19 protein-coding genes and 1 other RNA gene are annotated in these 22,745 nt (G+C 64.8%); 10 read left to right on the top strand and 10 right to left on the bottom strand.

Features of this window, described 5'->3' with window-relative positions:
* Window positions 1–48: 48 nt before the first annotated feature.
* The gene (locus tag CXR29_RS08635; RefSeq protein ID WP_101555237.1) at window positions 49–1,458 is read right to left on the bottom strand and encodes a hypothetical protein; all 1,410 of its coding nucleotides are present in this window, start codon (window positions 1,456–1,458) and stop codon (window positions 49–51) included.
* 158 nt (window positions 1,459–1,616) lie between these two features.
* Between CXR29_RS08635 and lipB the strand changes: the two genes are divergently transcribed.
* From lipB to CXR29_RS08620, 3 genes are all read left to right on the top strand, one after another.
* Entirely contained in the window at window positions 1,617–2,255 is a 639-nt protein-coding gene (lipB, locus tag CXR29_RS08630; protein ID WP_127364329.1) for a lipoyl(octanoyl) transferase LipB, read from the top strand.
* Between the two features lie 10 nt (window positions 2,256–2,265).
* On the top strand, window positions 2,266–3,318 hold the full coding sequence (gene lipA, locus CXR29_RS08625) for a lipoyl synthase (RefSeq protein WP_101555239.1): 1,053 nt from the start codon (window positions 2,266–2,268) through the stop codon (window positions 3,316–3,318).
* A 63-nt stretch (window positions 3,319–3,381) separates the two neighbouring features.
* Window positions 3,382–4,119 (top strand): DUF4191 domain-containing protein, encoded by a 738-nt coding sequence (locus CXR29_RS08620; RefSeq protein WP_101555240.1) that lies wholly within the window; start codon window positions 3,382–3,384, stop codon window positions 4,117–4,119.
* Window positions 4,120–4,268: 149 nt separating this feature from the next.
* Here the strand turns inward: CXR29_RS08620 and CXR29_RS08615 are convergent, their stop codons facing one another.
* A complete protein-coding gene (locus CXR29_RS08615; protein WP_101555241.1) occupies window positions 4,269–4,709 on the bottom strand; it encodes an RDD family protein in 441 nt (146 codons plus the stop codon).
* 143 nt (window positions 4,710–4,852) lie between these two features.
* On the opposite strand from CXR29_RS08615, the gene glnA (CXR29_RS08610) reads away from it, so the two are divergent.
* Both glnA (CXR29_RS08610) and CXR29_RS08605 read left to right on the top strand, forming a co-directional pair.
* A complete protein-coding gene (gene glnA / locus CXR29_RS08610; RefSeq protein WP_101555242.1) occupies window positions 4,853–6,277 on the top strand; it encodes a type I glutamate--ammonia ligase in 1,425 nt (474 codons plus the stop codon).
* A gap of 150 nt (window positions 6,278–6,427) precedes the next feature.
* Window positions 6,428–7,894 (top strand): mycothione reductase, encoded by a 1,467-nt coding sequence (locus CXR29_RS08605; RefSeq protein WP_101593544.1) that lies wholly within the window; start codon window positions 6,428–6,430, stop codon window positions 7,892–7,894.
* Between the two features lie 93 nt (window positions 7,895–7,987).
* Here CXR29_RS08605 and CXR29_RS08600 read toward each other — a convergent pair whose 3' ends face one another.
* Genes CXR29_RS08600 through CXR29_RS08590 form a run of 3 tightly spaced genes read right to left on the bottom strand, consistent with a single transcriptional unit; the run spans window position 7,988 to window position 12,595 of the window.
* Window positions 7,988–11,029 carry a bifunctional [glutamine synthetase] adenylyltransferase/[glutamine synthetase]-adenylyl-L-tyrosine phosphorylase gene (locus CXR29_RS08600; protein WP_101593546.1) on the bottom strand — a complete coding sequence of 1,014 codons (3,042 nt, stop codon included), beginning with the start codon at window positions 11,027–11,029 and terminating at the stop codon, window positions 7,988–7,990.
* Window positions 11,029–12,387 carry a type I glutamate--ammonia ligase gene (gene glnA, locus CXR29_RS08595; RefSeq protein WP_025778301.1) on the bottom strand — a complete coding sequence of 453 codons (1,359 nt, stop codon included), beginning with the start codon at window positions 12,385–12,387 and terminating at the stop codon, window positions 11,029–11,031. Before glnA (CXR29_RS08595) ends, CXR29_RS08600 begins: the two co-directional genes overlap by 1 nt.
* Window positions 12,388–12,391: 4 nt before the next feature.
* On the bottom strand, window positions 12,392–12,595 hold the full coding sequence (locus tag CXR29_RS08590; RefSeq protein WP_035320335.1) for a hypothetical protein: 204 nt from the start codon (window positions 12,593–12,595) through the stop codon (window positions 12,392–12,394).
* A gap of 320 nt (window positions 12,596–12,915) precedes the next feature.
* On the opposite strand from CXR29_RS08590, the gene ald reads away from it, so the two are divergent.
* Window positions 12,916–14,034: an alanine dehydrogenase gene (gene ald, locus CXR29_RS08585; protein WP_101555245.1), complete on the top strand. Its 1,119-nt coding sequence runs from the start codon at window positions 12,916–12,918 to the stop codon at window positions 14,032–14,034.
* A gap of 81 nt (window positions 14,035–14,115) precedes the next feature.
* Here the strand turns inward: ald and CXR29_RS08580 are convergent, their stop codons facing one another.
* Window positions 14,116–14,841 carry a FadR/GntR family transcriptional regulator gene (locus tag CXR29_RS08580; protein WP_101554032.1) on the bottom strand — a complete coding sequence of 242 codons (726 nt, stop codon included), beginning with the start codon at window positions 14,839–14,841 and terminating at the stop codon, window positions 14,116–14,118.
* 125 nt (window positions 14,842–14,966) lie between these two features.
* Here CXR29_RS08580 and map point away from each other — a divergent pair, with 125 nt between their 5' ends.
* Window positions 14,967–15,875 (top strand): type I methionyl aminopeptidase, encoded by a 909-nt coding sequence (map, locus tag CXR29_RS08575; RefSeq protein WP_127364328.1) that lies wholly within the window; start codon window positions 14,967–14,969, stop codon window positions 15,873–15,875.
* A gap of 1 nt (window position 15,876) precedes the next feature.
* Window positions 15,877–16,710 carry a polyphosphate--glucose phosphotransferase gene (ppgK, locus tag CXR29_RS08570; protein WP_127364327.1) on the top strand — a complete coding sequence of 278 codons (834 nt, stop codon included), beginning with the start codon at window positions 15,877–15,879 and terminating at the stop codon, window positions 16,708–16,710.
* A 28-nt stretch (window positions 16,711–16,738) separates the two neighbouring features.
* On the opposite strand, the gene rnpB is transcribed toward ppgK, so the two are convergent.
* Window positions 16,739–17,107: RNase P RNA component class A (rnpB, locus tag CXR29_RS08565), an RNA gene on the bottom strand.
* A 141-nt stretch (window positions 17,108–17,248) separates the two neighbouring features.
* Here rnpB and CXR29_RS08560 point away from each other — a divergent pair.
* Window positions 17,249–18,025 (top strand): YaaA family protein, encoded by a 777-nt coding sequence (locus tag CXR29_RS08560; protein ID WP_101554029.1) that lies wholly within the window; start codon window positions 17,249–17,251, stop codon window positions 18,023–18,025.
* Window positions 18,026–18,082: 57 nt separating this feature from the next.
* Here CXR29_RS08560 and CXR29_RS08555 read toward each other — a convergent pair whose 3' ends face one another.
* Window positions 18,083–18,811, bottom strand: a complete 729-nt coding sequence (locus CXR29_RS08555) for a zinc ribbon domain-containing protein (RefSeq protein WP_025780320.1) — start codon at window positions 18,809–18,811, stop codon at window positions 18,083–18,085.
* A gap of 14 nt (window positions 18,812–18,825) precedes the next feature.
* On the bottom strand, window positions 18,826–19,680 hold the full coding sequence (locus tag CXR29_RS08550; RefSeq protein ID WP_101554028.1) for a Nif3-like dinuclear metal center hexameric protein: 855 nt from the start codon (window positions 19,678–19,680) through the stop codon (window positions 18,826–18,828).
* Between the two features lie 128 nt (window positions 19,681–19,808).
* Between CXR29_RS08550 and CXR29_RS08545 the strand changes: the two genes are divergently transcribed.
* Complete coding sequence (locus tag CXR29_RS08545; RefSeq protein WP_127364326.1) at window positions 19,809–21,350, top strand: fatty acyl-CoA synthetase; 1,542 nt, start codon at window positions 19,809–19,811, stop codon at window positions 21,348–21,350.
* A gap of 14 nt (window positions 21,351–21,364) precedes the next feature.
* Here the strand turns inward: CXR29_RS08545 and bioB are convergent, their stop codons facing one another.
* Window positions 21,365–22,582 carry a biotin synthase BioB gene (gene bioB / locus CXR29_RS08540; protein WP_127364325.1) on the bottom strand — a complete coding sequence of 406 codons (1,218 nt, stop codon included), beginning with the start codon at window positions 22,580–22,582 and terminating at the stop codon, window positions 21,365–21,367.
* Window positions 22,583–22,745: the final 163 nt, after the last annotated feature.

Raw genomic sequence — 22,745 nt, 5'->3', positions numbered from 1 at the left:
ACACACCTTTCGAGGGGCCGACCACGCATGGTCGGCCCCTCGGGGCATTCACGGCTCGGCGATCTCGCGGACCTCTGCAACGAGCCATCTTCCCTCGACCTTCGCCAGCTCGAATTCGACCGACTGGGCGGCGAACTCCTGCAGAGCGTCACCGCTGCCCGCGCTCGAACGCATGAGCGCCGAGGCGACCACCCGGTCATCGTCGGCGGCAACGATCGTCACGTCCTCGATATCGATCGAATAGTCCGAGTCGGCATATGCCGATGGATCGATGAGCTCATCTGCCGCCGCGGCAGCGGACTCGGGGACCGTCAGCGCCTGCAGAGCCTCGCTATCGCCGTCGCTGAGCGCCGTTGCTCGAGACTCACACAGATCCGTGAGAACACCGGTGACCTCGTCGACGCCGAGAGACGACGCCTGCTCGGGTGACGGGCCGGACCCCTGGCCGGACGACGTTTCCTCCCGGATCGAGGACGCGCTGGACGACCATGATGACCAGACGACGATTCCGCCGAGCAGCGTCAGAGACACGGCGAGGCCGATGAACAGCGTGCTGCGTCCCAGCACTCGCGACAGGGCCATGGCCCTCAGCCGTGACCGCAGTGAATCCAGAGCACCCAGGATCTGAGTCAGCAGTCTTCTTCGTGCCTCCGCTCGCTTCCGCCTCGAACGCCGCGAGCTCTTCGCCCCAGCACGCAGCGGTGAGACTCCTCCGCCGCGCAGAGGCGGAGCCGGAGACCCGAGGTTCGACTCGATATCCCCCGTCGAACCCCGACTCGGCCTGAGTCCAGAGGCCACACGCAGACGCGCCGTGAGCGCCGATTCGGGTGCCGTTGCACTCTCGGCGGGAACCAGCGGCAGCGCAGCGGGTCGGTCGAGGCTCCGCAGCGACTCGGCCGCCTCGGCGAGGGCGGTTTCCAACCCGACATCGGACGCCGCGTCGTCGAGGAGACCGGCGACGAGCGAACGCAGGGCCGACGATGATTCGGCCAGTGCCAGGTCCACCGGCAGCAGAGCCTCGGCCCATGGCCTCCCGAAGACGGCATGGTAGATCATCTCCCCCACGGCCCGCCGCGGCGTCGTCGTTCTCGGCGCGCAGACGCCGGGAATGATCACCGGCCGGCCTTCGGCATCGAGGGCGAAGGACGACAGAGCCAGACGCTCCTCCGGGCGCGTGCAGACCCGCAGTTGTTCGACTATGCCGAGGAACAGCGTGCACAGCTCGGGCTCGGTCAGACCCTGATAGGCGCGGACGACGTCGAGGACGAGCCCACCGGGTGAAGCGGGGACGATGAGAAGGGAACGGGGGCCGTTCGGAAGTGCCACCTCGGCGAGGGCGAGAACACGGGGATGATCGGCATCGAATTCTCTGTGCACGACGCCCCACGCACTGCGACCGTCGGAATCGCGGACACGATGGATATCGTCCGCGATCGTTGCTTGGAACTCCCATGTCATCGTTCGTCATCTCCGTTGATTAAGCTGGATGCCGTTTATTGTCGTTTAATGATGCTCGGTGCAGTCGTCCTGTGTCAAGAGCCACAGCCTCGGTGACGGCCTGCAGATGCGAGTGGGAACAAATTGAACACCGACGGCAAGAGTCATAGTGTGGAGCCATGCCCCTGGCCACAGAAACGCTCGGGTTCGCCCCAGTCCTCTCGGACTATCGGCAGACTTGGGAATTGCAGAAGAAGTACCACGACGACGTGCTCGCAGGTGACCGTCCTTCGACGATCCTGCTCCTCGAGCATTCACCGGTCTACACGGCCGGCAAGCGCACCGACGACTTCGAACGGCCCACCGACGGCACCGATGTCATCGACGTCGACCGCGGCGGGAAGATCACCTGGCACGGACCCGGACAGCTGGTCGCCTACTGCATCTACAAGCTCAACGATCCCAAAGAAGTCCGACTCTTCGTGTCCCAGCTCGAGGACGCGATGATCCGACTGCTCTGCGAGTACGGGATCGAAGCGACCACGATCGAGGGACGTGCCGGCGTCTGGCTGCCGGCCGACGGTCTCCGGCGCGACCGCAAGATCGGCGCCATCGGCATCCGCATCCACGAAGGCGTGACGATGCACGGTCTGGCGCTCAACTGCAGCAACGACCTCGGCGCCTACGAATCCATCATCCCCTGCGGGATCACCGACGCAGACACCACGACCATCAGTGCCGAGCTCGGCCGCACCGTCACTCCCGAGGACGTGGCATCGCGACTCGACGAGATCCTGCACGAGACCATCACCGCATAGGAGAACTCAGATGACGATCGCACCAGAGGGCCGCCGCATGCTCCGCGTCGAGGCCCGCAACTCCGAGACTCCCATCGAGGACAAGCCGGCCTGGATCAAGGCGAAGGCCCATATCGGCCCCGAATACACCGCGCTGAAATCGCTCGTGCGCAAGCAGGAGCTGCACACGGTCTGTGAAGAGGCCGGCTGCCCGAACATCTTCGAATGCTGGGAAGATCGCGAAGCGACCTTCCTCATCGGCGGCGAACAGTGCACCCGACGCTGTGACTTCTGCCAGATCGACACCGGCCGACCGGCCGAATTCGACGCCGACGAGCCGCGCCGTGTGGCCGCCTCGGTGGCGGAGATGGGCCTGCGCTACTCGACGATCACCGGTGTGGCCCGTGACGACCTCGACGACGGCGGTGCCTGGCTCTACGCGGAGACCGTGCGCCAGATCCACGACCTGTCCTACGTCGACGGTCGCGGCACCGGCGTCGAACTGCTCATCCCCGATTTCAATGCCAAACCGGATCAGCTCGCCGAGGTGTTCTCCTCGCGTCCCGAGGTGCTCGCGCACAATGTCGAAACGGTGCCGCGCATCTTCAAGCGGATCCGCCCCGCGTTCCGCTACGAGCGTTCCCTGTCGGTGATCACGCAAGCCCGCGAAGCCGGTCTGGTGACGAAGTCGAACCTCATCCTCGGGATGGGTGAGACGAACGACGAGATCATCTCCGCGCTTAAGGACCTGCACGATGCCGGATGCGACCTCATCACGATCACGCAGTACCTGCGTCCCTCCCCGCGCCACCACCCCGTCACCCGGTGGGTCAAGCCTGCCGACTTCGTGATGCTGCGCGACGCGGCCGAGGAGATCGGCTTCCTCGGTGTCATGTCGGGTCCGCTCGTGCGTTCGTCCTACCGTGCCGGTCGCCTGTGGGCCACCGCCATGCGTCGCCGCGGCGAGGAGATCCCGTCGCATCTGGCGCACCTGGACAAGCACACGCCTGCCAAACAGGAGGCGCAGGCGGTTGTGGATACCTTCGGCCCCGGCGAAGAGGTAGACTTGACTGCTGAGCAATGAGCGTCAGCCTCCCCCTGATTTCGGGAGGCGACGCCGCAACGCCCCTCAAGAGCAAGTGAGAGAATGAGCGAAGAACCGCGTAAGGGACTCTTCCGGCGCAAGCCCAAAGATCCGAACAAGAAGCCCGGCCGTCTGGCGCAGATGCGTCAGGTCTATGAGCTGTCCGCCAAACACAACAAAGCGACTCCGTGGCTGTTGGCTGCGGCGATCCTCGGGTGCACGCTCATCGGTCTCATGATCGGTCTGCTCATCGGCGGCACCACCGCGATCTTCACGACGATCCTCGGCTTCATGATCGGTCTGCTGTTGGGCATGTTCATGCTCGGGCGCTTCGCCGAGACCGCCGCATTCGCTCAGATGGACGGACAGCCGGGAGCCTTCGGGGCCGTCCTCAACACCGCTCGTCGCGGCTACCTCATGGACGAGAAGCCCATCGCTGTCGACCCGAAGAGCCGCGATCTCGTGTTCCGCTCGACCGGCCGTGCCGGCGTCGTGCTGCTGAGCGAAGGGCCGAAGGGTCGCAGTGCGAAGCTGCTGGCCAAGGAGAAGAAGCGTCACGAGCGCATCCTCCCCAACGTCCCGGTCCACACCTTCCAGGGTGGCAAGGAAGACGGCCAGCTGACGATGAAGCAGGTCGTTCCGGCCGTGCAGAAGCTGCCGCGCAAACTCAACCGCGCCGAGGTGCTGGCCGTGCGCAACCGTCTTGCCGCACTCGGCACTCAGGGTTCGCGCCCGCCGATCCCGAAGGGAATCGACCCGAACAAGGCCCGCCCGAACCACAAGGCCATGCGCGGACGCTGATCCGCAGACACCCAGCAAAGACGAAGCAGCGGCGCCGACTCGATCCGAGTCGGCGCCGCTCTCATCCCACCACCCCTTGTTGCTACCTGACGGCGGCCCAGCAACCTCGCGCGAGGTTGCTGGGCCGCCGTCAGGTAGCAACAAGGAGGTCAGCGGCGGAGGATGACGGTTCCGGCAGCGAGGTCGTGGACTCCGCGGTTGTCCCGGTTGAAGATGAGGGCGGGGATGACGAGCACAACGAGGAGCGCGCGGATGAGCGACTTGAGCAATCCCGGCACATGGCCGTCGAGACGGCGGACCTCGATGCCGAAGAGGCGATGCCCCACCGAGTAGCCGAGAGTTCCCACGAGCACAAAATTCTCGAGTGCGAAGATGGCTGGAGCCAGGACCGGATTCGCCGGATCGATGAGATTGGCGATCGCCAGACACATCAGCCAGTCGACGAGCAGGGCGAAGATGCGCTTCCACGCCGGGGCCAGAGAATGCGAGCCGCTGACAGGCAGACCGAGCCGCTTCCCGGGCCAGTCGTCGTCATCCCTGTCGAACCGGGGTCCTTCGAGCCAGGAACCAAGGTCGTCACGATTGATCACTCCCCCAGCCTACGGAATCCGAGCTGAATGGATCCTCAGGAAACATGCCCGAAACATGACTGACATCACCACTTCACTCTTCTGCGACTAGAATCGACTGCGGTCAGGACAAACGGCCACCGTACACGAACTAGGAGACCTAAGTGTTCTCGTCTGCTGAAGAACTCGTCAATTTCATTTCGGACAACGACGTCAAATTCGTCGATGTCCGGTTCTGCGACCTGCCCGGTGTGGTCCAGCACTTCAACCTCCCCGCCGCCTCATACGGCACGGAGGAGATCACCGAAGGTCTGCTCTTCGACGGGTCCTCCATCACAGGCTTCCAGGGCATCCACGAGTCCGACATGAAACTGCTCGCCGATGTCACCTCCGCCTACATCGATCCATTCCGTGAGGCGAAGACTCTGGTCGTCACGCATTCGATCGTCGACCCCTTCACCGACGAGCCGTACTCCCGCGATCCCCGCCAGGTCGCGGCCAAAGCCGAGGCTTACCTGCAGAGCACCGGCATCGCCGACACGGCTTTCTACGGCGCCGAGGCGGAGTTCTACCTCTTCGACTCCATCCAGTACGAGAACACTCCCGGCAACAGCTTCTACCGCATCGACTCCGAGGAAGCAGTGTGGAACACCGGCGCCGATGAGGCCGGCGGCAATCTCGGCTACAAGACCCCGCACAAGAGCGGGTACTTCCCCGTCTCTCCACAGGACCACTTCGCTGATATTCGTGACGAGATGTCGCTGACGCTCGAGCAGATCGGGTTCGAGATGGAACGGGCCCACCACGAGGTCGGCACCGCGGGTCAGCAGGAGATCAACTACAAGTTCAACACCCTCCAGCACGCCGCCGACCAGCTGCTCGACTTCAAGTACGTCATCAAGAACACTGCGTTCGCCAACGGCAAGTCTGCGACGTTCATGCCCAAGCCGATGTTCGACGACAACGGTTCGGGAATGCACTGCCACCAGTCGCTGTGGAAGAACGGCGAGCCCCTGTTCTATGACGAGAACGGCTACGGCGGGCTCTCCGACCTCGCCCGCTGGTACATCGGCGGCCTCATCGAGCACGCCGGCGCCGTGCTCGCCTTCACGAACCCGACTATCAACTCCTACCGTCGACTCGTGCCCGGCTATGAGGCTCCGGTCAACCTCGTCTACTCGGCACGTAACCGTTCGGCCGCTATCCGCATTCCTGTGACCGGTTCCTCGCCGAAGGCCAAGCGCCTCGAGTTCCGCGTACCCGACCCCTCGTCGAACCCCTACCTCGCGTTCTCGGCGCAGCTCATGGCCGGACTCGACGGCATCCGCAACCGCATCGAGCCCCCGGAGCCCATCGACAAGGACCTCTACGAGCTCCCGCCGGAGGAGGCCAAGGACATCAAGCTCGTCCCCGGCACCCTCGACGAGGCTCTCATCGAGCTCGAGAAGGACCACGACTTCCTCACCGCCGGGGACGTATTCACCCCCGACCTCATCGAGACATGGATCCGCATCAAGCGTGAGAACGAACTCGATGTCGCTCGCCTGCGTCCGACACCGACGGAGTTCGAGCTCTACTACGCACTCTGATCTCGGCCGGCGGCCGACCTCAGCCGAGCTGAGACCCCGCAGCCGAGTGGAATAGAGTGAGGGCGTCACGGGTTTTCACCCGTGGCGCCCTTTCGGCTCTGCGGCCGCCCACGCGGCCGGTCGGATCACGCACCATCGGAGGGATGGACTTTGACGCATTATGACCTGCTGCTCATCGGCACCGGTTCGGGAAATATGTTCCTCGACAAGCGATTCGCGGGTCTGAAGACCGCCATCGCCGAGGAATGGCACTTTGGCGGCACCTGCCTCAACGTCGGGTGCATCCCGACGAAGATGTTCGTCTACCCCGCCACTCTGGCCGAGCAGGCCGCCCACGCCGATCGCTACAATCTGACCTCCACCCACCCCGAAGTCGATTGGGCAGGCCTCCAGGAACGCATCTTCTCCCGCATCGACGCCATCGAGTCCGGAGGACGCGAATACCGCAGCAGCGACCGCCAACCCAACGTCACAGTCGTGCCCGAACACGTTCATTTCACCGGGGCGAAGACCGTGCGCACTGCTTCCGGCGAGGAGATCACCGCCGATCGCATCGTCATCGCCGCCGGCGCCCACCCGTTCATCCCCGACATCGCCGGGATCGACATCGCCCGCATCGACACCGACGACTACCCGGTGTTCACCTCGAACACGGTGATGCGCCGCGCCGAACAGCCGCGTCGCCTGGTCATCATCGGCTCCGGGATCGTGGCCATGGAGTTCGCCCACGTCTTCGCCGCTCTCGGCACCGAGGTGACCGTCCTGGCCCGCGGCCCCCGCCTCCTGAGCAATATCGACGAGGAGGCCGCCGACGAGTTCACCCGGATCTTCGACTCCTCCCACACCGTCCTCCACGGGGCCCAGGCGAAGCAGATCGACGTCGCCGACGGCGAGGTCACGCTGACCCTCGAACCCAGCGGGCGCCTCGCCGAGGTGGACCTGTCCGAGACGATCACCGCCGACGGCGTGCTCGTGGCCACGGGACGGGTCCCCAACACCGCCGAGCTCGACGTCGAGACCGCCGGTTTCGACGTCACCGATGGGAAGCGCCTGTCCGTGGACGAATACCAACGAGTCCTCTCCGCCGGACAGCCGGTGCCGGGAATGTTCGCTCTCGGGGACATCTCCTCACCGCACCAGCTCAAGCACGTCGCCAACCACGAGGCGAAGGTCGTCGGCCGCAACCTGGATGCAGATGTCGCGGCAGGAGCGCCGGGCAGTGCACGGACCGCTGACCTCACTGCCGTCAACCATCATGCCGTGCCCGGCGCCGTCTTCTCCTCCCCTCAGGTCGCCTTTGTGGGCATGACCGAGGACCAGGCGACGGAGGCCGGGCACGAGGTCACGATCAAGGTTCAGAAGTTCTCCGACGTCGCCTACGGCTGGGCGATGGCCGATGATCCGGGAATCGTGAAGATCATCGCCGATCGCCACACCCGGCACATCCTCGGCGCGCATATCGTCGGGCATGAAGCCTCGATTCTCATCCAACCGCTCATCCAGGCGATGGCCTTCGGTCAGAAGGCCGACGAGGTGGCCACCGGGCAGTACTGGATCCACCCGGCCCTGCCCGAGGTGGTCGAGAACGCTCTGCTCGGGCTCGAATTCGCCGACTGACTCGTCGACCGTCCTCTGACCCGTCGACCCGAAGTCTGATTCGGCGGTCTCATGCGGGGAACCCGATGACGGCAGCCTGCCGCAGCCAGTGCCTCAGAATTCGTAGAAGCGGTGCTCCATCACGGACCGAGCGTGCCGGGTCGTACGCAGATAGTCGTCTTCGAGATCATGGCCCGCCCCTGCCGGATAGCCGAGCAGGCGGGCCGTGGCCTCGAGCTCGGTGTGATCGGCAGGCAGCGATTCCGCCGTGCGACCGCGGAAGAGCATGACCGCGGAACGCACATCGGTGGCCAGCTGCCAGGCCGCGGCCAGCTGTTCGGCATCGTCGGCCGGAAGCAGACCTTCCTCAGTGGCCACGTCGAGAGCCGACAGAGTAGAGGTCGTACGCAGCCCGTCCACCCGATGCCCATGCCGAAGCTGCAGGAGCTGGACGGTCCATTCGACATCGGAGAGGCTACCTCGACCGAGTTTGAGATGTCGACGCTTATCGGCACTGCGCGGCAGACGTTCATCTTCCATCCGGGCCTTGAGCGTGCGCACCTGCGTCAGCGCCTTCTGCGGCATCTCCACGGGATAGCGCAGCGGATCGATGAGTGCCCGAAAATCGGCGATGAGACCGTCGTCGCCGGCGACCGGACGTGCCCGGAGCAGCGCCTGCGCCTCCCACGGCTGAGACCACTTCGCGTAGTAAGCCTGGTAGGACGCGAAGCTGCGTACCAACGGCCCGTTCTTGCCTTCCGGTCGCAGATCCGCATCGAGGTCGACCCCCTGGGCGCCTTCGCTGGCCTTGAGCCGGGAGGTGAGCTGGAGGGCCACTTTCGTCACATGCTTGCTCAGCTTTCCCCGAGCCTCGGCGTCGAGATCGTCGCTCAAGGGCCGGTAGACGAACATCGCATCGGCGTCGGAGAAGTAGCCGATCTCCCGTCCGCCCCAGCGGCCCATCGAGATGATCCCGAATTCGTAGTCCGGAGTCTCTGGCCCGTCCAAGTCGGTTCGGACCGCCTCCAGGGCACCGCGGACCGCCAGGTCCATGAGATCGGAGAGATCGCCGGGTATCTCGGCCCGATCTCCGACATCGAGGACGTCGCGCAGAGCGATGCGCAGCAGCTCACGGCTGTAGGTCTCACGAATCGGAGTGACCGCGTCGGCCCCGTGGCGTTTGAGCAGTCCGTCGACTTCGGCGTTGAGGATCGCAAGGTCACGGGCGTCGAGGTTCTCGTAGCGATCCAGCCAGGCGACAGCAGCAGGCTGGCGCTGCAGAAGTTCCGTCGCATACCCGGACAGGGAAAGCACCTCGGCCACCGATTTGGCGGCGAGACCGGAGTCACGAAGCATCTTGAGGAACCACCCCGACGATGCCAGCGACTCGCTCAGCCGTCGGAAGGCCAGCAGAGCTCGGTCGGGTTCGACCCCATCGGAGAACCAGTCGAGCAGGGCCGGAAGCACCTGTTTGATGACCAATGCCGTACGCGACATGCCTGTGGTCAGGGCCTTGATGTGGCCCAATGCTCCCTGCGGGTCAACATAGCCGAAAGCCTGGAGGCGATCGGCGGCCGCCTGCAGACTCGTTCCTCGCTTCTGCGCGTCCACGACGGCACCGTGGACTCCCACGGCCGCCTCGAGGATGGGCCGATAGAAGATCTGCTCGTGGAGCCGGGTGACCTGTTTCGCATAGTCGCGGCGGACCTCTTCGAGGCGGTCCCCGGTCCGTGACCCGGAGCGGAAGACGGAGCGGGCCAGCATCCGCAGCTTGGTCTCGTCGTCGGGGATGAGTGCGTTGCGCATCATCCTCGGGATCTGGACTCGGTGTTCGACGACCCGCATGAACCGGTACGCGGTCGAGAAGACCGATGCGTCCTGTTGACCGATGTATCCGTGCTCTCCGAGCTCTTCGAGGGCGACGAGGGTGTTCGGGGTGCGGATGTCCTCATCATTGCGTCCGTGGACGAGCTGGAGCATCTGGGCGGAGAATTCGACGTCTCGCAGACCCCCGCGTCCCAGTTTGATCTGGCGTGGGGCTTCGACTGCCGGGATGAGGTCGACGACGCGCCGACGCATCGCGCGGATCCCATCGATGAAGTCTGGACGGCTGGCCGCCTGCCACACCAGGGGCAGAAGCGTTGCGGAGAACGCCTCCCCCACCTCCACGTCGCCGGCCACGGGTCGGGCCTTGAGCAGGGCCTGGAATTCCCAGTTCTCGGCGATCTCGGCGTAATAGTGTTCGAACTCCGACAGCGTCCGCACGAGTGCTCCGGCTTTGCCTTCGGGGCGCAGCGCCGTGTCGACCTCCCACAGGGCGGGCTCTCCTCCGGCGTCCGAGAGGATGCTGCGCATGCGTTGGGCGAGATCGGTGGCCAGGTTCCTGGCCCCCTCGGTCTCAGCGGAGTCGAGGACGAAGACGACGTCGACATCGGAGACGTAGTTGAGTTCTCGGGCCCCGGTCTTGCCCAGGGCGATGACGGCAAGACGGATGTGGGCCGCCTCATCGAGCTCGGCACGCGCGATGGCCAGGGCCGCGTCGAGTGCGGCCGCCGCCAGATCCGACAGGACGGCCATGACCTGGTCGACGATCTCGCCCGGGGACTCCGCCGACAGGTCGTCGGCGACGAGGCGAAGCACAGCATCACGGTAGTTTCGTCGCAGTGCCTTGATTCCTTCGTCTCCGGTCACCTTCGCACGCGGAGCCGGATCGTCGGGGTCAGCGCCGAGGGCCGAGAGCATCTCGGCGCGCAGGGACACCGCCGAGGCGGCAGGCGTGGAGATCAGCAGGAACGGGTCCGGGACGAGCAGCAACGGCAGGGAGTCGGGATGTCGGACGAGGTGATCGACCATCGCCTCCGACGTGCCGACGACCGCGAGCAGTCGAGCCAGGAGCGGACGATTGAGTTCATCCTCGGCCAGGTCGCTCTTCGTCCCCGACCTCACCGCGTCCAGCAGCGCCCCGGAATCCTCTCCTGCGGCCTCGACCACGCGGAGCAGACCGAGCGCCGCCCCGTGCGGATCCGGTGCGGCCATGAGCAGATCGACGAACCTCGAGTCAGTGCCCAGGGCCTCACCGAGCAGCTCATCGAGCTCGCGGAGGAAGCGGGCAGTGGCATCCGGGATGCTGGTGGTGCGAGATGTGACTGCGGCCATCACATCGAGGTGAAGTGCTTGGCGATTTCGTACGGAGTCACCTGTGCACGGTAGTCGGTCCATTCCTGCCGTTTGTTGCGCAGGAAGAAGTCGAACACTTCCTCGCCCAGCGTCTCTGCGACGAGGTCCGAGCCTTCCATCAGCTCCAGGGCGTGGGAGAGGCTGCGCGGCAGCGCTTCGATGCCCATCGCTCGACGTTCAGTGGATGAGAGCAGCCAGACGTTGTCCTCGGCCTCGTCAGGCAGTTCGTACCCTTCCTCGATTCCCTTGAGGCCCGCTGCGAGCATAAGCGCATAGGACAGGTATGGGTTGGCCGAGGAGTCGAGAGCACGGTATTCGACCCGTGCGGATGAGGACTTCCCTGAGTTGTACTGCGGGACTCGCACGAGCGCCGAACGGTTGCGATGGCCCCACGAGATGTACGACGGGGCTTCGTGCCCGGTCCACAGGCGTTTGTACGAGTTCACGTGCTGGTTGGTCACCGCGGAGATCTCAGCGGCGTGGGTGAGCAGTCCGGCGATGAACTGGCGACCGGTCTTCGACAGCTGGTACTCAGCACCCGGTTCGAAGAAGGCATTGTTCTCGCCCTCGAACAGGGAGACATGCGTGTGCATCCCATTGCCCGGGTGCTCGGCCATCGGCTTGGGCATGAATGAGGCGTAGACACCCTGAGAGATCGCGACCTCTTTGATCACAGACCGGAACGTCATGACGTTGTCGGCCATCGTCAGCGCGTCGGCATAGCGCAGATCGATCTCGTTCTGACCGGGTCCGGCCTCATGGTGGGAGAATTCCACCGACAGGCCCATGGCTTCGAGCATGGTGACGGCTTCCCGCCGGAAGTCGTTGGCCGTTCCGCCGTTGACATGGTCGAAGTAGCCTGCCGTGTCGACGGGCTTCGGCGCGGTGCCATCGCTGATCCCGGAGACGGGATCGAGGTTGTCGGTCTTGAACAGATAGAACTCGATCTCCGGATGCACGTAGAAGGTGAAGCCGCGTTCGGCGGCTTTGGCCAAGGTGCGCTTGAGGACGTTGCGCGGGTCAGCCGGCGCCGGTTCTCCCCCGGGGACGTGGACGTCGCAGAACATTCTCCCGGTCGGCTCGATCTCCCCGCGCCAGGGCAGCAGAGAGAACGTCGAAGGATCGGGCTTGAGGACCATATCGGCCTCGAATACCCGTGACAGTCCCTCGACTGCCGAACCGTCGAACCCGATGCCTTCGGAGAAGGCGCCTTCGAGTTCGGCGGGAACGATGGCCACGGACTTCAGCTGTCCGAGGACATCGGTGAACCAGAGTCGGATGAATCGCACTTCACGATCCTCGACTGTCCTGAGAACGAATTCCTCCTGACGCGACATCGGTTCAGCCGTTCCACTTCTCGTCGTCTTCGTCCCACTTCTGATTGCGCTCACGTGCCTTCTCCAGCGCGGCGCGGGCGACTTCCTCGGTCTCGTATGGCCCCATGCGGTGGGTCCAATCGCTGACCAGGCCCTTTTCGACGGTGTTCGTCTCGAGGTTGAAGTAGTACTTCGAGTTCGGGTCGTCGATATCTTCGTAGAGTCCCATGGCGAGCCCTCTCTCCTCGGCGGGGTTCTGTATTGACACTTTCAGCTTACCGGTTCACGAGGAGAACTGGCGGCACCTGCCGCTCAATGCCAGGAACTGCGGCTCCTGATACCTCCGGTGCACTCCTGCACCGTCTGGAACCATGGTTTCCGCGGCATCTGGCACTCACACACACTGATTTCGCAATTGGGAAGACGGAAACAGACTTAAAGGTTTGCTCTCCAAACCTTCAAAGGAATAGAGTTGGCACCATCGACGGTCGACGGAGTGGTCGGCCGCCTCCGCCGTTGCGGCTCATCACCAGGAGAGAAGGACACACAATGCGCATTTCAGTGCCCACCGAGGTCAAGAACAACGAATTCCGAGTCGCCATCACCGCTGCCGGTGTCAACGAGCTCGTCGCCCACGGCCATGAGGTCACCGTCCAGGCGGGAGCCGGCGAAGGCTCCTTCATCATCGACGCCGAATACGAGGCAGCCGGAGCGACGATCGCCCCCGACGCGGCCTCCACCTGGGCCGCCGGCGATCTCGTGCTCAAGGTCAAGGAGCCGATCGCCCAGGAATACGGGTTCCTGCGCAAGGATCTCATCCTCTTCACCTACCTCCACCTCGCTGCCGATGAGGCACTCACGAAGGCTCTGATGGAGGCCGGGACCACGGCCATCGCCTACGAGACCGTCCAGCCCGACGGCGGCGGTCTTCCGCTGCTGGCTCCGATGAGTGAGATCGCCGGACGCCTGTCGACTCAGGTCGGCGCGCACAGCCTGCTCAAAGCCAATGGTGGTCGCGGCATCCTGCTCTCCGGGGTCCCCGGCGTCGAGCGGGCGAATGTCGTCGTCATCGGTGCCGGTGTGGCCGGGACGAACGCCGCCCGCATGGCCCTCGGTCTCGGAGCGACCGTTGAAGTCATCGACATCAACATTCCGCGTCTGCGGCAGATCGATGAGACCTTCGCCGGTGCCATCGGCACGAAGGTGTCGAACAAGTACGAGATCACGAAGTCTCTGGCCTCGGCTGATCTCGTGATCGGTTCGGTGCTCATCCCGGGCAAGAAGGCGCCCAAGCTCGTCACCGATGACATGGTCTCCGGGATGAAGCCGGGCTCGGTGCTCGTCGACATCGCCATCGATCAGGGCGGCTGCTTCGAGAACTCACGACCGACGACGCACGATGATCCGACGTTCACCGTGCACAACTCGGTCTACTACTGCGTGGCGAACATGCCCGGTGCCGTGCCGAACACGGCCACGGCGGCACTGACGAATGCGACTCTGCCGTTTGCCGTGAAGATCGCCGATCAGGGGTGGCATAAGGCGCTGTCGAACGATGCGGCCCTGGCTCGCGGCCTCAACATCCACAATGGGCATGTCACGAACGGCTTCGTCGCCGAGGCGTTCGGCTACGAAGCCGTGTCCGTGGCCCACGCCCTGGCCAACTGACCCCTCCCCTTTTATTACTACCTGACGGCGGCTCAGCAACCTCGCGCGAGGTTGCTGAGCCGCCGTCAGGTAGTAAGTGGGTCAGGGGCGGGGGACGATGGTCGTGTATCTGAAGTGCTCCTCGCACAGTCGTCCGGCCTCTGCTGCGTCTCCCGCGGCGATCGCCTCGACGATTGCGCCGTGATCGTCCACGGCGTGGTCGAAGAGCTCGGCAGAGAACGGGTCGTGACGGAAACCGGCGTTGATCTTCGTATCGAGGTCGATGGCCATGCGCACGAGTTCCGGGTTGTGCCCGGCCCGGGCGATGGCGAAGTGGAACTGCGCGTCCGCCGTGCGGGCGGCGGCCGCCTCGGCGCGTCGGGAATAGACTTCGGCCAACTCTCGGAGCTCGCTCAGCTCATCCTCGGTGCGTCTGCGCGCAGCGGTCGCGGCCAGGGAATTCTGGAAGACGGCGCGGGCATCGAGGAGGTTGCGACGTTCGGCGTGGAATTCGTCGATCCTGCCGGCCATGGGGGCCAGCGCCTCGGGGCGCGCGGTCTTGACGAACGTCCCTCCCCCGCGGCCGCGGCGGCGTTCGACGACACCGAGACGCTCCAACCGCAGCAGGGCAGCGCGCACGCTCGAGCGGGAGACCTGCAGATCCGCGGCCAGGGCCCGCTCTCCCGGCAGCAGTGTGCCTTCCGGCAGCGCTCCCACGGCGATGCCGGAGAGGATGTGGTCGGCGATCTGCTGCGGTGCGCTCGTCAGGCTCACCACTTCGCCCAGGCCTGCGAACTCGTGGCCCGCCGATGTCGTGTCGTCGCTCAATCTGCCTCCCGTCTCCTTGGCACGGCTGCTTCCGATTCTAGACTCCACGCGCCCTTCGCACCCTCATCGACAGGCGGGCGGCCGGCGGGACAAAGCCGCGTTTCCAGCATAGGATCGACACCATCATGACTGTTCACACTCGCCTGCTCACGCCCGGCACCGTCTCGCCCGAACGCGGTGTGCCGAAGAACATCCCCCGCCCGGAGTACGTCGGTCGCGCCGACGCCGACGAAGGCCGGGGAAACAATTTCTACAGCCCCGAGGAGGTCGAGGCGGTGCGGGAGGCCGGTCGGATCGCGGCCAACGCCCTGGCCGCCGTCGGCGAAATGATCGTCCCCGGCATCACCACCGATGACATCGACCGGGTCGCGCACGAGTTCATGTGCGATCACGGAGCGTACCCGTCAACTCTGGGCTATCGCGGTTTCCCGAAATCCGTATGCACCTCCGTCAACGAGGTGATCTGCCACGGCATCCCCGATTCGACCGTCATCGCAGACGGCGACATCGTCAACGTCGACATCACGGCCTACTACCAGGGCATGCACGGGGATACGAACTACACATTCACCGCCGGAGACGTCGACGAGGAGTCTCGCCTGCTCATCGAACGCACCTACGAGTCGATGATGCGCGGAATCAAAGCGGTCCGACCGGGGCGGCAGATCAACGTCATCGGACGGGTGATCGAGAAATATGCGAAGCGCTTCGACTACGGCGTCGTGCGCGACTACAGCGGCCACGGGGTCGGACGCGAATTCCATTCGGGGCTCATCATCCCGCACTATGATGCCGCTCCCGCCCACGCCGAGACGATGGAGCCGGGAATGATCTTCACGATCGAGCCGATGCTCAACCTCGGCACCATCGACTGGGACGTCTGGGACGATTCCTGGACCGTGGTGACGAAGGATCGCAGGCGTTCCGCCCAGTTCGAGCACACGCTGGCGGTGACCGAGTCCGGCGCCGAGATCCTGACCCTGCCCGACGCCGACACCGCGATCGCCGCGGGACCCGCACACGAGGAGAGATGAGATGAGCACAGAGGCCTCCCCCCGCTTTGCGATCGGCATCGACATCGGCGGGACCGGGATTAAGGCGGCCCTCGTCGACACAGTGACCGGCAAGCTGCCGTTCAAGCGGCTGCGCGAGCTCACCCCGAAGCCGAGCACCCCGGATGCCGTGGCTGCGACGATCACCACGCTGCTCCATGCGCTCAGTGAGCGTGCCGTGGAGCTCGAACTCGTCGCCGACCGTGCCGCTCTCGATTCCCTGCCGGTCGGCTGCGGATTCCCCGGCGTCATCCGCGAAGGACGCGTCGAATACACGGCGAACCTCGACCAGAGTTGGATCGGTTCGCCCATCGCCGAGATCATCGCGGAGAGCACGGGCCGTACCGTGTACTTCCTCAACGACGCCGATGCCGCGGGCCTGGCCGAGATGATCTTCGGCGCCGGACGCAAGCATCGGAAGAAGACGGTGCTGCTGACGACTCTGGGCACGGGGATCGGAACTGCGCTGTTCACTCAGGGCCGGATGGTGCCCTACACCGAACTCGGTCATATCGAGATGAACGGGGCCGACGCCGAAACGCAGGCCGCGGAATCGGTCCGGACCCGGCTGGGACTTTCCTATCCGGAATGGGCGGCCCGGCTGCAGCAGTACTATTCGCAGATCGAACTGCTGGTTGCCCCGGACGTCATCATCGTCGGCGGCGGAGTCTCGAAGTCCCATGACCAGTATCTGCCGCTCATCAAGACGCAAGCGAAGCTCAAGCCGGCGAAGCTGTACAACAACGCCGGAATCGTCGGGGCTGCGATGGTCGCGGTCCAAGACGGGAAGGCGAAGATCCGTCGCAGCACGTCGTGATTGGGGCGCCGCAGCTGACCATGAGGGCGAGGACAGGCCACCGATAAGCCGGGTTCTGTCGACGAGTCGGTCGCCCTTCTCGCCTGACGGTCATCTATCTGGGACCGATGTTGCCACCGGCCTCAAGCAATCCACCCGACGACTCGGCGAGCAGCCTCGAACGTCGTCTGTCTGATCTTGCTCCGGATGGGGTTTACCCAGCGGCGACGGTCACCCGCCGCCCTGGTGGTCTCTTACACCACCGTTTCACCCTTACCCAGTCGGAACTGGGCGGTCTGCTTTCTGTTGCACTGGCCCGCGGGTCGCCCCGGGTGGGTGTTACCCACCATCCCTGCTCTGTGGAGCCCGGACGTTCCTCAGCCCTCGTGAAGAGAGCCGCGACCGTCTGGTGACCTGTCCTCAAGCATCCCAGTGTAGTCGCTCGGCAAGGCCCCCACGCACACGGCACCCACATGCAGCGGATGCCGGACATCGAACGTGATCAACCTCATCCGCACCCGGCCTCAGCCGCGACAGTGCGTGATCATACGATGGGGTGGTGAAGATCCTGCTGCCGCCCTCCGAGGGCAAGACCCCGTCGTCATCCGGCCCCACGCTCGACCTCGACAGTCTCTCGGCTCCGGAGCTCACCACGAAGCGCAAACGCGTGCTCGCTGCGCTGAAGAAGGTGTCGAAGCGTCGAGATGCCCTCGAGAAACTCGGCGTCGGCGCGTCGCTGACCGCGGACGTCGAACGCAACACGATTCTCGACGAGATCCCCTGTGCTCCCGCACTGCTCACCTATTCCGGAGTGCTCTACGAGGCGATGGGCGCGAGAGAACTGGTGGCGCGGTCGGATGATGACGAGACGCTGCGGCACCGCCTCCACGACGTCCACGTCTTCTCTGCCCTGTTCGGCCGAGTGCACGGACTCGACGCGATCCCCGCTTACCGACTGGCGATGAAGACCGATCTGGGAACCCTGGGAAAGCTGACATCCTATTGGAAGCCGATTCTGGCGAAGTCCTGTTCCCTCGATCCCGCCGAGGTGGCCCTCGACTGCCGTTCGAGCGATTACCGTACCGTGTGGCCGGGTCCCGCTGATCAGGTCGTCACCATGGGCGCTGTGTCCGTCAGTGGTGGGAAGCGTCGCGTCGTCTCCCACTGGGCGAAGTTCTACCGAGGCGAGTTCGCCGGTCGACTGCTCTCCGACGATCGAGCCCTGCCGGAGACCATTGATGACCTTGTGTCTCGGGCTGAGGAACTCTATGAGGTCGAATTCACCGCATCGACGAAATCAAAGCCGGCGAATCTCATGATCGCCCTCCGCGACTGAGACGCGTGGCAAAGACGATCCCGTCCTTCAGGGGTGACGAGATCGGTCGAGACAGGATCAGCTGCGACGCAGCAGCACCGCTTCGCACTCTTCGCATTCATAGGTTTCGTTGACGTCGGCGCCGAGCATCTCATGCCAGACAGCTCCGCCGATCTCCTGACCGCACGCCTGACAGTTGGGTCCATTCAGCAGTGCGGCTCCGGGACCGCCTTGCCGGACATTGTCATCGAACGCCGACAGCAGCTGCTGCGGCATTTCGCTCCTCGCGCCCGACGCTGCGGATTCGTTCTCGGCGATGAGTTCCCGCAGTTCGGCTTTCCTGTCCTTCACCGCGGTCTGCACCTCTTTGCCGGAGGCCGTGACCTCGGCGATCCGGTCATCGACTGCCGCGAGTTCGTCTTCAGCGGCTTCGAGCTTCTCCATCTCCTCCAGCTGCGATTCTTCGAGCTCGGCGACCCGAGCTTCGTGACCAGCGATCTCCTCTTGCAGATTCACCATGTCTCTGCTGGTCAGACCGGTGCCGTCGTTGAGCTCGGCGGTCTTCTTCTCGACCTTCGATCGTTGTGCCTCGATGAGACGGGTGGCTTCGGCGATGGCCTCCTGGTGGCCGTCGACGACCGCAGCGGCCTCGGTCCGCTTCTCGCCGAGCTCCTTGTGACGGGAGATGAGCTCCTGGAGTTCCTCAGCCCGTCTCGGATTGTCGTGTTCGAACTGCAGGGCGCGCCCGTGGGCGGTGAGCTCGATGAGGGTCTGCAGCGCAGTTCTCTGGCTGTCGGTGATGAGCATCGTCGGTCTCCTTGTCAGTACCGTTCGACCCAGGGGTCGGTGTTGACCGCCGAGTGCTGCAGCGAGACAGCGAAGCCCCGCCGGGCGAATTCGGTCTCGAGCGCCTCGGCCGCCGCATTCAGCCAGACTGTCTCAGACGCCCAGTGGGAGACGTCGATGAGCGAGAGTCCACGCGCGCGACGATTCGCCGTGTCAAGAGCCTCGGTGGCCGGATGATGGCGGAGGTCTGCGGTCACGTAGACGTCGGCGCCGCTGGCTCGGACCTCGGCGAACAGCGAGTCGCCGGCGCCGCCGCAGACCGCGACACGGGTCGCTGTCGCAGCCGGGTCGCCGGCGATGCGCACACCTGTCGTGGTGCGCGGCAGCTGCGTCGCCAGTCGCCTGGCGAGGTCGCGAACCGGTGTGGGCCGGTCGAGATCGCCGACGCGTCCGATTCCTGTCGCCGGCGAGCCGCGTTCCGAATCGTCAGCGCCGGAGTGTGCGGCCAAGGGCCGCGCATCCTCGATGCCCAGAAGCGAGATGAGCACATCTGAGACTCCGCCACGAGCCGAATCGGCGTTCGTGTGCGCATTGAACAGAGCAATGTCGTTGCTGATGAGAGTGTGGACGGCTCCGCCCTTGAGCGTTGCGGCGTTGACCGACTTCACGGGTTTGAGCATGAGCGGGTGATGGTTGAACACGAGGTCCGCACCGAGGACGACAGCCTCGGCGATCACGGCGTCCATCGGATCAAGAGCCAGCAGGATCGACCGGACCTCGGAATCCGGGTCGCCGACAGCCAGTCCTACGGAGTCCCAGGGCTCGGCCAGAGCCGGCGGCCACAGCGAGTCGAAGACCTCAACGCAGTCACTCACCTTCGGATGTCTCATGCCCCCACACTATTACATCGGGGTCGGTGATCATGGCCCGGAATCCGGCAATTGGGAACACCCCGAGGATGACGAAGAGATCGGCGGACGATTTTCCGGGAACGTGATTCAGATCATATATTGGGGCCATGACAACTACAGGCACCTCCTCCGAATCACCCGTCATCAGAAACTCGTCCACGGTCTCGGACCTCATCCGACGCAGCGCTGGTCGTGTCCCCACCGACACCGCCATCGAGTTCGGCGACCGGACCTGGACCTATGCTGAGCTCGACGCCGCCGTGACCGCGGTGGCCCGCGAACTCGTCCGTCACGGCGTGACGAAGGGCGACCGGGTCGCCGCCTATGGGAAGAACTCCGATCTCTTCGTCCTCCTCTATCTCGGCTGCGCCCGTGCCGGGTTCATCCATGTGCCGGTCAACTATCAGCTGAAGAACGACGAACTCGACTACATCCTCAGCAATTCCGGTGCCGAGATCGTCTTCGCCGACGCCGATCTCATGTCCGCTGTCACCGCAACACCGACCGGGGCCGAGGCGCAGGTGATCGACTTCGCCGATCTCGTTCCGGTCGCCACCGCGGAGGAGATCGCTCCTGCCGACAGTGCCGAGTTCACCGTCGATGACGCGGACGTGGCTCAGCTGCTCTACACCTCCGGTACCACCTCGGCGCCGAAAGGGGCGGTGATGACCCATCGTGCCCTTCTGCACGAGTACCTGTCGTCCCTCATGTCCCTTGACTTCGCAGCGAAGGATCGTGCCGTCCATGCCCTGCCGCTCTATCACTCTGCGCAGATGCACGTCTTCCTGCTGCCGCTGCTGTCGATCGGCGCGCACAACATCATCGTCCCTGCACCCGTGCCCGAGCAGCTGCTCGCCATCTTCGAGGAACGCCAGATCAATTCGTTCTTCGCCGCTCCCACCGTCTGGGTAGCGCTGGCCAACAGCCCCGACCTCGAAACCCGCAACCTCGACAGCCTCCACAAGGCCTACTACGGTGCGTCGATCATGCCCGGGCCGATCCTTCAGCGCCTGCGCCGGCGGCTTCCGCAGCTGGGCTTCTACAACTGCTTCGGCCAGTCCGAGCTCGGGCCCCTGTGCACTGTGCTGCGACCCGAAGAGCACGACGATCATCCGGGTTCGGCCGGTCGCCCGGTCATGTTCATCGAGACCCGTGTCGTCGACGCCGGCGGTCACGACGTCGGCCCCGGCGAGGAGGGCGAGATCCTCTACCGGTCGCCGCAGCTGTGCGAAGGCTATTGGAACCGCCCGGAAGCCACCGCCGAGGCGTTCGACAACGGCTGGTTCCATTCCGGGGACCTCGTCAAGGTCGACGAGGAGGGTTTCGTCGAGGTCGTCGACCGGGTCAAGGACGTGATCAACACGGGCGGCGTGCTGGTCGCCAGCCGCCAGGTCGAGGACGCGATCTTCGAACTGCCCCAGGTCGCCGAGGTGGCTGTGGTCGGGATCGCCGATGAGAAGTGGATCGAGGCGGTCGCCGCCTTCGTCGTCCTCAAGGACGGCCAGCCGTCACTGTCGGCCGAGGAAGTCACCGGCCACGTCAAGTCGCGTTTGGCCGGATTCAAGGTGCCCAAGCGGGTGGAGTTCGTCGCCGAACTGCCGAAGAACTCGGCGGGGAAGATCCTCAAGCGCAGCCTGCGCCAAGCCTGAGGGCATGCGGCCCCTCAGGCGTTGGCGACTTCAGCGGTGCCTGCACCGCGCCTGCGGATGACGGGATCGGTGTGGGTGGCCGCCTCGGCGGTGGTCTGCGAATAGGAACAGCAGCCGGCTGCCCCACCGCATCCTCCAGCGGATTCGTCCGTTCGGGCATCCCCTCCTTCCCCGGTCTCCTGTCCGAGGATGGTGAAACCGTTGTCGCGGATCATCGCGAGGTCGTCGGCGGCGGCTTGGCCCTCGGCGGTGAGGTAGTCGCCGAGGAAGATCGAATTGGCCAGCTGCAGTGCCATCGGCTGCAGCGACCTGAGGTGGATCTCGCGGCCGCCGGCCAGACGGATCTCTCGGTCGGGGCAGACGAATCGTGCCGTCGCGACGATCTTCATGCACTGCATCGGGGTGAGGTTCCACTGCCCCTCGAGCGGGGTGCCGTCGAAGGGGACGAGGAAGTTGATCGGGATCGAGTCGGAGCCGAGGGCCTTGGGCGCGAAGAGCGCTTCGATGATCTGCTCGTCGCTTTCGCCGAGTCCGACGATGAGGCCGCTGCAGGGTGAGAGTCCGGCGGTCTTGGCCAGCTCGACGGTGTTCGCCGGGTCCTCATAGGTGTGGGTCTTGACGATGGTGTCGTGGAAGGACTCGGCGGTGTTGATGTTGTGGTTGTAGGCGTCGGCTCCGGCTTCCTTGAGCGATTCGGCCTGCCCTTCTCTGAGGATGCCCAGGCAGGCGCAGACTTCGACGTCCGGATTCTCGTCCTTGAGCCGTTCGACGATCTCTCCGACTCGGTTGACGTCGCGACGGCTGGGGCCACGACCGCTGGCGACGAGGCAGACTCGGGAGGCTCCCCCGCCGATGCCCGGGCTCGCCTGATCCATGGCCTCGTCGGTGCTCAGCCTCGAGTACTTGAGGATCTCCGCCGTCGAGCCCAGCGACTGAGAGCAGTAGGTGCGGCTTTCCGGGCACATTCCCGATCTGAGGTTGACGAGGTAGTTGAGTTTGATCGTCATCCCGAAGTGCTCCCGGCGCAGTCGTGACCCCGCGTGGACGAGGCCGAAGACGTCCTCATCCGGCGTCGACAGAAGCGCAAGTGCCTCGGCTTCGGTGATCTCTCCCCGTTGAGGATGGACTCGGCGAGCTGGTCTGGGTTCACAAGCTGGTCGGTGCTCACAGGCGTCATCGTTTGGTCCTTCGCCTCCGTGCGATTGAAGTGGTTCCCCGTCAGTCCAGGTCACGCCCCCTGAGCACCCCTCAATGCGTTATCAGAACCGTGATCGCTGTCTCTGCAACAGGTTCCGGCGGCACCGTCCTGAAGTGCGTTCAGCGGCCGTCGACTCGGCGAGACAGTGACCGGGCGCATAGACTTCTCTCGCCGGCACGGACCGCTGTCCGCCGGCC

Origin of the sequence: Brevibacterium linens (genome assembly GCF_003999335.1) — a bacterium.
In the GTDB taxonomy this organism is placed as follows: domain Bacteria; phylum Actinomycetota; class Actinomycetes; order Actinomycetales; family Brevibacteriaceae; genus Brevibacterium; species Brevibacterium linens.
Note: the sequence above shows the minus strand (reverse complement) of the source record. Positions and strands in the feature narration are given on the sequence as shown.